This window comes from Rubrivivax gelatinosus (assembly GCF_016583785.1).
Lineage (GTDB): Bacteria > Pseudomonadota > Gammaproteobacteria > Burkholderiales > Burkholderiaceae_C > Rubrivivax > Rubrivivax gelatinosus_B.
The window spans coordinates 1-8,823 of the sequence record NZ_NRRU01000150.1 but is presented as its reverse complement, the minus strand read 5'-3'; the positions used below and the strand labels follow the sequence as shown (position 1 = coordinate 8,823).

Here is an 8,823-nt window from a genome sequence, read left to right as displayed (position 1 = left end):
GCCATACAGCGGCGCGGCGGGGGCGGCCCGGGGCTTCTTCTTCGCGGCGGCGTGTTTCGCCGTGGCGGGTTTGCGGGCGGGTTTTTCGGCCGCCAGCGCCGCGGGCGGCGCGGCCAGGGCCAGAGCGATCAGTGCGATGCTCGCGAGGGCGGACTTCGGGGCGGGCATCGGGCCATTATGGGCGGCCGGCTGCGCGCAAGGCCCTGGCGAAACCGGGCCACCAGCGCCGCGACGGCGCCGCGACACCTTCGCCGTAACGCAGCCGGTCCAGCGTTTCCAGTTCCAGTGCCAGCGCCTCGCCGCGCCCGCCCAGGCGGGCGCGTACGCGCTCGGCGCGCGCACGCGGTCCGTGCTGCGGGCCGACCTCGACACCGCGCGCTGCCAGCGCGCGCTGCACGCGCGCCTGCAGCCGCTGCCAGGGGTCCTGGCGGTGGCGGTCCCAGAAGGCCCAGCCGGCACCGGCGGCGGACGCGGCCGCCGCCAGCAGCACCAGTGCGCGCGCCAGGTCCTCCCAGTCGGGCGACTCGACACCCAGCGCTCGCAGCAGCTCGAACTGGCGCGTGCGCGAGTAGTTCAGCACCAGCTGGTTCCAGCGGTTGTCCAGCAACTCCCAGGCAGTGCGCAGGCGCGCCGCCAGCGCCGGGTCGACGTTGCCGATCGCGCCGGCGACGAAACCCGGCTGCGGCGCCAGGCTGCGCCCGCGCTGCACGCGTTCGGGTGCGACCGCGGCGGTCGGGTCGGCGCGCACCCAGCCGACGCCGCGCTGCCAGTACTCGGCCCAGGCGTGGGCGTTGCTCTGGCGCACGATCCACCAGCCGTCGACCGGCGCCGGGTCGGTGCCCTGGTAACCGGTGACGATGCGCGCCGGCACGCCCATCGCGCGCATCGCGACGACGAAGGCGGCGGCGAAGTGTTCGCAGAAACCCAGCTTGCGATCGAGCCAGAACTCGTCGATCGCGTCGCGGCCATAGGGGCCGGGCTCGAGCGTGTAGCCGTAGCCGCCCGCGCCGACCTCGCGCAGCAGCGCCGCGGCCAGCACCCCAGCGTCGGCCCCGCTGTACTCGGGCCGTGCCCGCAGCGCCCGCGCCCAGGCCAGCGTGCGCGGGTTGAACCCGGGCGGCAGTTCGAGGTTCTCGGCCACCAGCGGCGGCGTCGCGCGCGGGCCGATGCGGTGCCCGGGCCAGGCCGTGGCGCTCAGGCGCACGCGGTCGGTGAGCGGGCGGTCGAGCTGCCACTGCAGGTCCTGGCGAAGGCGCACATTCCAGCCCTCCAGAACCGGTGCGGCGTCGGCGCGTGCCGGAGTCAGTTCCAGCAGTGGCAGCAGCGGCAGCCGGCTGGGCTCGAGCGTCATCTCGTAGCGCACCGGCGCACCCAGCAGCTCGACACGCGTCGCGCCGCCCAGGTTCTCGGGCACACGCTCCCAGGTGCGGCCGTCGAAACGCCCGAGCACCGGGCCGCGCAGGTACATCGCCTCGGGTGGTGGCGCGGCGCCGTCCGGGAACCGCAGCCGCAGCGCGATCGAGTCGTCGTTGGCGACCTCGGCAATGGCACCCAGGCGCATCGTGCCCGACAGCCCGGTGCGGCCGGCGGCGTCCTGCGGCAGGCCCCAGAGCGGGCCGACGCGCGGGAACAGCAGGAACAGCACCACCATGATCGGCGCGCCCAGCAGCGCCGCGCGTGCCGCCAGCGCGCCGGCCTGCCGCAGCGGCGGCCGGCCCACCGGCATGTGCGCCAGCACCAGCGCCGTCAGCAGGCCCCAGACCGACAGCAGCATCGACAGCGCCACCGGCAGGCTCTGCGAGTACAGGAAGTTGGTCAGCACGAGGAAGAAGCCGAGGAAGAAGACGACGAGCGCGTCGCGGCGCGCACGCAGCTCCAGCGTCTTGAGCGTCATCAGCACGACGATCAGCGTGACGCCGGCGTCCTTGCCCAGCAGCGTGCGCTCGCTCCAGAAAGTCAGCGCACCGGCGGCGACGAGCAGCGCGACCAGCACCAGCCGCCCCGGCAGCGGCCGGCTCGTCAGTGCCAGCCAGGCGCGCCAGCCGAGGATCAGCGCCGCCATCGCGCCACACCAGGCCGGCACCTGCGCCAGGTGCGGCGCCAACGTCCAGGCGATGACGGCGAGCAGGAACAAGGTGTCGCGCGCCTCGCGCGGCAGGCGCTGCAGGCGCGAGGCCAGGCGGTTCAGCGCCATGTCGCGAGCCGGTCGAGCGCGCTGCGGCGCTGCGTGTCGCCGCTGCCCGGCGCCAGTTCCTGGCCCGGCAGGCGCAGGCCCCAGACCAGACCGGCGTGTTCGCAGGCCTGCACCCAGGCGGCCAGGCAGGAGACGCGGCGCTCGCTGTCGCCGCCGGTGTCGGCCCAGTCCAGCCAGAGTTCGCGCTGTCCTTCGCTGCGGCCTTCGCGGCTGACCAGTTCGCCGGTCTGAGCGACCTTTTTCCAGACCACCTGGCGCAGCGAGTCGCCGCGGCGGTAGTGGCGCACGCCGTCGAACTCGTGGCCGGCGTGCGCGCTGGCCGGCGCGCGCTGCCCGCCCGGCTGCGCCGTGGCCGGCGGCAGCGCCGGTGCCGGTGCCAGCGGCCGCGGCCAGGCCAGGGCGCGCGCCGCCGGCCGCCACACCGTCCAGGCGCGGAACAGGCCGAAGGGGAACACCGTCTCGGCAACGATCAGCGGCAGCGGGTGCCAGCCGCGCTGCGCCGGCACCACCGACAGCTGCACGGCGGCCTGCGCGCCGGCGGCGACGTCGCACCAGGCGAAGCCGGCGCCGCTGCCGTCGCGCACGCGCCAGCGCAGCGCGATGCCGTGGCGGCTGCGGCGCCCGGGGTTGGTCAGCACGATCTCGACCGCGGCCGGCTCGCCGGCGAAACCGGGCCGCGGCGCTTTCAGGTGCAGCGTCAGCCCGCGCAGCGTGCCGTGCGTCATGTGCATCGAGACGCTGCCGGCGCCGGCAAGCAGGAAGGTCAGCACGTAGCCCAGGTTGAGCTGGTAGTTGATCGAGGCCAGCAGCATCGCCAGCAGCGTCGCGGCGAAGGTGATGCCGGCATGCGTGGGCACGATGTAGACGCTGCGCTGCGTCAGCGCCCAGGCGTCGGTGGCCGGCAGCCGGCGCTCGAGCCAGCGCTCGAAAGCGGCGCGGGCGGCTGCGATCACGGGATCGGGGTGGCCTCGACGAGCGCGCGCACCTGCTCGATGGCACCGCGGCCGGCGCCGGCCACCGGCTGCAGCCGGTGCGCGATCGCCTGCGGCAGCAGCGCCTGCAGGTCTTCGGGGGCGACCCAGTCGCGCCCGGCCATCAGCGCGCGTGCCCGGGCCACACGCAGCACCGCGATGCCGGCGCGCGGCGACAGGCCCTGCACGAACCAGCGCCCCGAACGCGTGGCCGCGATCAGCGCCTGCAGATAGTCCAGCAGCGGCTCGCTGACCTTGACGCGCAGCACCGCCTGCTGCGCCGTGAGCAGGTCATCGGGGCGCATCACCGGCTCCAGGCGCGCCGTCAGGTCGCGCCGGTCGCCGCCGGCAAGCAGCGCGCGTTCGCTGGCGCGGTCGGGGTAGCCGAGCGTGATGCGCAGCAGGAAGCGGTCGAGCTGGCTCTCGGGCAGCGGGTAGGTGCCGAGCTGGTCGCTCGGGTTCTGCGTCGCGATGACGAAGAAGGGCCGCGGCAGGGCACGCGTCTGGCCGTCGATCGAGACCTGGTGCTCCTCCATCGCCTCGAGCAGCGCGCTCTGGGTCTTGGGGCCGGCGCGGTTGATCTCGTCGGCCAGCAGCACCTGCGCGAACACCGGCCCGGGGTGGAAGACGAAGCTGTCGCCCTGGCGCTCGAAGACGCTGACACCGATCAGGTCGCTGGGCATCAGGTCGGCGGTGAACTGCGCGCGCGAAAACGACAGGCCCAGCGACACCGCCAGCGCGTGCGCCAGCGTCGTCTTGCCGACGCCCGGGACGTCCTCGATCAGCAGGTGTCCGGCGGCCAGCAGGCAGGCCACGCTGTCTTCTATCTGCGGCCTTTTGCCGACGATGATCGTGCTAATCTGGTCGACCAGCCTGGAGATCTGGCGCGCAAGGCTCGAGTCCATGCGCGGGACCATAACCCGAAACAACAACGCCGACCCATGACGACCGCGTTCTACAGCCATGCCGAGTGCCGAATGCACGACATGGGGCCGGGGCACCCCGAGTGCCCGCAGCGCCTGGACGCGATCTCCGACCACCTGCTGGCCACCGGGCTGGACGTCGCGCTCGACTTCCGCGACGCACCGCAGGCCACGCTCGAACAGATCGAACGCGCGCACAGCGCCGGCTACGTGCTGCAACTGCAGGACGCGCTGCTGCAGATCCAGGAAAGCGGCCAGCCGCGTGCGCTCGACCACGACACCATCGCCTGCCCCGACACCTGGCGCGCCGCGCTGCGTGCCGCCGGCGCCTGCATCGCCGCGACCGACGACGTCATCGACGGCCGCGCGCGCAACGCCTTCTGCGCGGTGCGCCCGCCGGGCCACCACGCGACGCGCGACGAGACCATGGGTTTCTGCTTCTTCAACAACGTCGCGATCGCGGCGCGCCACGCGCTCGACGTGCGCGGCCTGAAGCGGGTGGCGATCATCGACTTCGACGTGCACCACGGCAACGGCACCGAGGACATCGTCGCCGGCGACGAGCGCATCCTGATGTGCAGCTTCTTCCAGCACCCGCTGTACCCGTACAGCGGCGCCGTGCCCAAGGGCGAGAACATGGTCAACGTGCCGATCCCGCCGTACACGCGCGGCGGCGAGCTGCGCGAGACGCTGATGGCGATGTGGATGCCGCGGCTCGAGGAGTTCGCGCCGCAGATGGTCTTCATCTCCGCGGGTTTCGACGGCCACCGCGAGGACGACATGGGCCAGCTCGGCCTGGTCGAGGCCGACTTCGAGTGGATCACGCGCCAGGTCGTCGGCGTCGCCGAGCGCAGCGCCGGCGCGCGCGTGGTCTCGGTGCTGGAAGGCGGCTACAACCTGAGCGCGCTGGCGCGCAGCGTCGCGGCTCATCTGCGGGTGCTGGCCGACGTCTGATGGTGCGCTCCGCAACGGCCGACCGGCTCGGCCAGATCTTCGACTCGCTGCGGGCTCCCGGTGCCCTGATCGAACTGGGCATCGTCGTGCTCTGCCTGGCGCTGGCCTGGCTGCTGGTGCGCGCGATCGCCAGCCGCGTGCAGCACGACGGCTCCATCTGGCTCGGACGGCGCGGCGTCGACGGCGTGCTGTTCCCGGTGCTGGCGCTGCTGTTCGCGGTCGCCGGCGAATGGATACTCGGCGACGCCGTGCCGCGCGCGGTGTTCCGCCTGGCGGTGCCGGTGCTGATGTCGCTGGTGCTGATCCGGCTCACGGTGCGGGTGCTGCAGCAGGCCTTCCCGAAATCGCAGCTGATGCGCGTCGTCGAGCGCAGCGTCTCCTGGATCGCCTGGATCGGCGCGGTGCTGTGGATCACCGGCGTGCTGCCGCTGGCGATGGCCGAGCTCGACGCGATCACGTGGAAGGTGGGCAGCGTCAAGCTGTCGGTGGGCAGCGTCATCGAGGCGATCTTCAACACCTCGATCGTGCTGGTGCTGACGCTGTGGATCTCGCAGGTGCTCGAGCAGCGGCTGCTCAAGGGCGCGGGCGACAACCTGTCGGTGCGCAAGATGGCGTCGAACCTGCTGCGTTCGCTGCTGCTGTTCGTCGGTCTGGTGCTGGCGCTGTCGGCCGCCGGCATCGACCTGACGGCGCTCGGCGTGCTCGGCGGCGCGATCGGCGTCGGCCTGGGTTTCGGCCTGCAGAAGCTGGCGGCCAACTACGTCAGCGGCTTCGTCATCCTGGCCGAGCGCAGCGTGCGCATCGGCGACATGGTCACGGTCGATGGCTTTGCCGGGCGCATCACCGACATCAACACGCGCTACACCGTGATCCGCGCGCTCGACGGCCGCGAGTCCATCGTCCCGAACGAGATGATGATCGTGCAGCGTGTCGAGAACTCGTCGCTGGCCGACGCGCGCGTGGCGCTGTCGACCGTCGTCCAGGTGGGTTACGAGACCGATGTCGAGGCGCTGATGCCCAAGCTCGTCGCCGCGGTCGCCGCGGTGCCGCGTGTGCTTGCCGACCCGGGGCCGGCCGTGACGCTCAGCGCCTTCGCCTCCGACGGCCTGGAGCTGACGATAGGCTTCTGGATCGACGACCCGCACAACGGCGCCGGCAACGTGCGCTCGGCGGTCAACCTGGCGCTGCTGCGCACGCTCAACGCCGAGGGCGTCGAGATCCCGTTCCCGCAGCGTGTCGTGCGCCAGGTCGGCGACGCCGCGGCCGACTGATCAGGGCTGGCGCCCGATCGCCATGGCCAGCCGCGCCCAGCGCGGCGCCGGCACCGGCTCGCGCACCACGCCCAGCAGCGCTTCGACGGCCTGCGGCGGCGCCTTGGCGCGCAGCTCGGCAAACAGGATCGCCAGCTCGGGCACGCTGAGCGCCATCGCCATCCAGCGCAGCACCAGCGCCATCTCCTGCGGCGGGATCGTCGCCATCAGGCGCTCGTGCAGCTCGAGCAGTTCGTCGTCGCGGTACAGCGCCCACAGCGCGGCGTTGTTGTGCGTCTCCTCGACCTGCATGTGCAGCAGGTTCTCGCCGACGAAGACCGCGAGGTGGCGGTAAAGCCGCAGTGCCAGCGCCGCGCGCTGACCGGGCGCGGCGCTGCGCAGCGCGTGCGCCTCGTCCTCGAGGTTGGCGATCGCCTCCAAGTGGCCGACGTGGTCCTCGGTGGTGTCGGCGGCGCCACCCGGGCGGCGCGCCTCGATCGCGGTGTGGATGAAGTCGTTCTCGTGCTGCACGTGGCCGCGCAGCGTGGCCAGCAGCAGCTCGACCTGGTCGCAGACCTCGGCGCGTTCGCCGGCATCGGCTACGTCCATCGCGCCGACGGCGGCGACGGTGTGGTGCATGAACTCGCGCAGCGCCTTGTGGATGAAGACGTAGATGTCGAAGCGCGTTGCCGGCACGGCGGCGGCGGCGTAGGGGTTGCCCGGCTGGGCGGAGACGGTATCCATTGCAGTTCCTCGTTGGCGCCAGCGCCCTGCGGCCGGCGTGGAACCGAAGTCTGGGCATCGGCCCCTGCGCTGCCATCGCCCGCTGGAGCCATCGCTGCCGCCGCGACGGGCCAGCAGCCGGCGGCCTCAGGCGCGCTGCACGGCGTACCAGGCCGCGGCCTGGCCGCGCGAGGCGGCGCCCAGCTTGTCGAGGATGTTGGCGACGTGGCGCTTGACGGTGTGCGGGCTCAGGTCCAGAGCGCGCGCGATCAGCTTGTTGCTGTCGCCGGCGGCGATGCGCTCCAGCACCTCCCACTCGCGCGCGCTCAGGCCGCCGGGCAGCGCGGCCGCCGGTGCCGCCACCGGCGCGAAGGCGCGGCCGAGCCAGCCGCCGAGCACGCTGACGGCCTCGTCGGGCAGCGCGCCGGTCCAGTCGGCGGCAGCCAGGGCCTCGATCGCCGGGCGGGCGAACAGCGCCGCGCCGGGGCCGGCGCCACCGGCCACGCGGTGCACGGCGGTCGCCAGCTCCGCGGCCGCGCTCTCGCGCCGGCCCCGGTTCAGCAGCGCCGCGGCGCGGTACAGCCGCACCTCGACGGCGTGGCCCAGGCGGTCGATGGCTTCCTCGCATTCGAGCGCGCGGCTCCAGCATTCGATGGCCGCGTCGGCGTGGCCCGTCAGCCGCTGGACGTGGCCGGCCAGGGCCTCGATCTGGCTCGCCTGCGCTGCGGCGGCGAAGCCGTCGGCAGACGGATGGCCCTGGAGCCATTCGAAGTGGCGCACCAGGCGCTCGCGGTCGTCGAAGCGGGCGGCGACACGCGCCGCGTGCAGCCGCAGCACCCACAGCGAGGCCGGGCCACGCGCCTGCGGGTGTTCGTCGACCAGGCGCTCGGCTGCCGCCAGCGCCGGCTCGCGTTCGCCGCGCAGCGCGTGCACGAAGGCCGCCAGCAGCTGCGCGCTGCCGGCGACGTTGGCCGGCTCGCCGAGCCAGCGGCAGTCTTCCAGCACCGCGGCCAGTTCCTGCTCGGCGGCGGCGAGGTCGGCGCGCTGCCAGGCGTGGTGCCAGCCGGCCTGCAAACGCGCCAGCGCACGCAGCGGCAGCGGCCGGTCGCCGGCCACGCGCAACGCACCGCGCACGTAGCGCTGCAGCGCGGCTTCGGTGCCGGGCAGGCCGTTGAGCCGCGGCAGCGGGTGCGCGCGGTACCAGAGCGAGGCGTCGTCGCAGCTCTCCAGCAGTACGACCAGCTCGTCGAGCAGCGGCCCCAGCCGGTGCAGCGAGCCCAGGTCCAGCGCGTGCCAGGTGCAGGCCACGAGCACGACGACGCGCGTGTCGCGCGACATCGCCTCGCGCCGCAGCGGCCCGAGGCGCGCCGCGCTCTCGACGTGGCGGCCGAGCGCGTTCAGCGCCAGCGACTGATGCGCCACCGCGGCACGCGCGCGGTCGGCCTCGCCACGTTCGGCCCAGCCGCGCTCGGCGGCGCGCATCGATTGCAGCATCGCCGGGAAGTCCCAGCGCGCCCAGGCGAGCAGGCCGCGCACCTCGTGCAGCGCCGGCGAGCTGGCGGCAAAGCTCTCCGGGAACAGCGCCAGCAGGTGGGCTACGGTGGCCGGCGCGCCGTCGGTCAGCAGCGTCGGCGCCTGCGCCAGCAGCGCCGTGGCGGCGCCGTCGACGTCGCCGGCATGCAGCAGCATCGGCAGCTGGCGCGCCGGGTCGCTCTCGCCGGCGGCGGCGGCGCGCCACAGTGCGGGCCATTCGTCGGGCCGCTCCAGCCGCAGGCGTTCGAGCAGCGTCTCGCGGAACAGGTCGTGCA

At 73.8% G+C, this 8,823-nt stretch carries 7 protein-coding genes; 2 read left to right on the top strand and 5 right to left on the bottom strand.

Translation table 11 applies throughout. The annotated features are described in order from the left end of the window. Positions 1-175: 175 nt before the first annotated feature. From CKO43_RS23945 to CKO43_RS23935, 3 genes are read right to left on the bottom strand one after another with little or no spacing between them, the layout of a single operon-like run. On the bottom strand, positions 176-2,194 hold the full coding sequence (locus CKO43_RS23945) for a transglutaminase family protein (protein ID WP_242478169.1): 2,019 nt from the start codon (positions 2,192-2,194) through the stop codon (positions 176-178). After that, positions 2,185-3,147: a DUF58 domain-containing protein gene (locus CKO43_RS23940; protein ID WP_200380220.1), complete on the bottom strand. Its 963-nt coding sequence runs from the start codon at positions 3,145-3,147 to the stop codon at positions 2,185-2,187. The genes CKO43_RS23945 and CKO43_RS23940 overlap by 10 nt, the downstream gene beginning before the upstream one ends. Beyond that, a complete protein-coding gene (locus CKO43_RS23935) occupies positions 3,144-4,070 on the bottom strand; it encodes an AAA family ATPase (protein ID WP_242481328.1) in 927 nt (308 codons plus the stop codon). The genes CKO43_RS23940 and CKO43_RS23935 overlap by 4 nt, the downstream gene beginning before the upstream one ends. 36 nt (positions 4,071-4,106) lie before the next feature. Between CKO43_RS23935 and CKO43_RS23930 the strand changes: the two genes are divergently transcribed. Both CKO43_RS23930 and CKO43_RS23925 read left to right on the top strand, forming a co-directional pair. Continuing rightward, positions 4,107-5,042, top strand: coding sequence for a histone deacetylase family protein (locus CKO43_RS23930; protein WP_200232296.1), 936 nt, complete (start codon positions 4,107-4,109; stop codon positions 5,040-5,042). Continuing rightward, positions 5,042-6,313: a mechanosensitive ion channel family protein gene (locus CKO43_RS23925; protein WP_200380218.1), complete on the top strand. Its 1,272-nt coding sequence runs from the start codon at positions 5,042-5,044 to the stop codon at positions 6,311-6,313. The genes CKO43_RS23930 and CKO43_RS23925 overlap by 1 nt, the downstream gene beginning before the upstream one ends. On the opposite strand, the gene CKO43_RS23920 is transcribed toward CKO43_RS23925, so the two are convergent. Together CKO43_RS23920 and CKO43_RS23915 are read right to left on the bottom strand one after the other, a co-directional pair. Further along, positions 6,314-7,036 (bottom strand): hemerythrin domain-containing protein, encoded by a 723-nt coding sequence (locus tag CKO43_RS23920; protein ID WP_200380217.1) that lies wholly within the window; start codon positions 7,034-7,036, stop codon positions 6,314-6,316. Positions 7,037-7,162: 126 nt separating this feature from the next. Then, on the bottom strand, positions 7,163-8,823 hold a 1,661-nt coding region (locus tag CKO43_RS23915; protein WP_200380216.1), incomplete at its 5' end, for a LuxR family transcriptional regulator.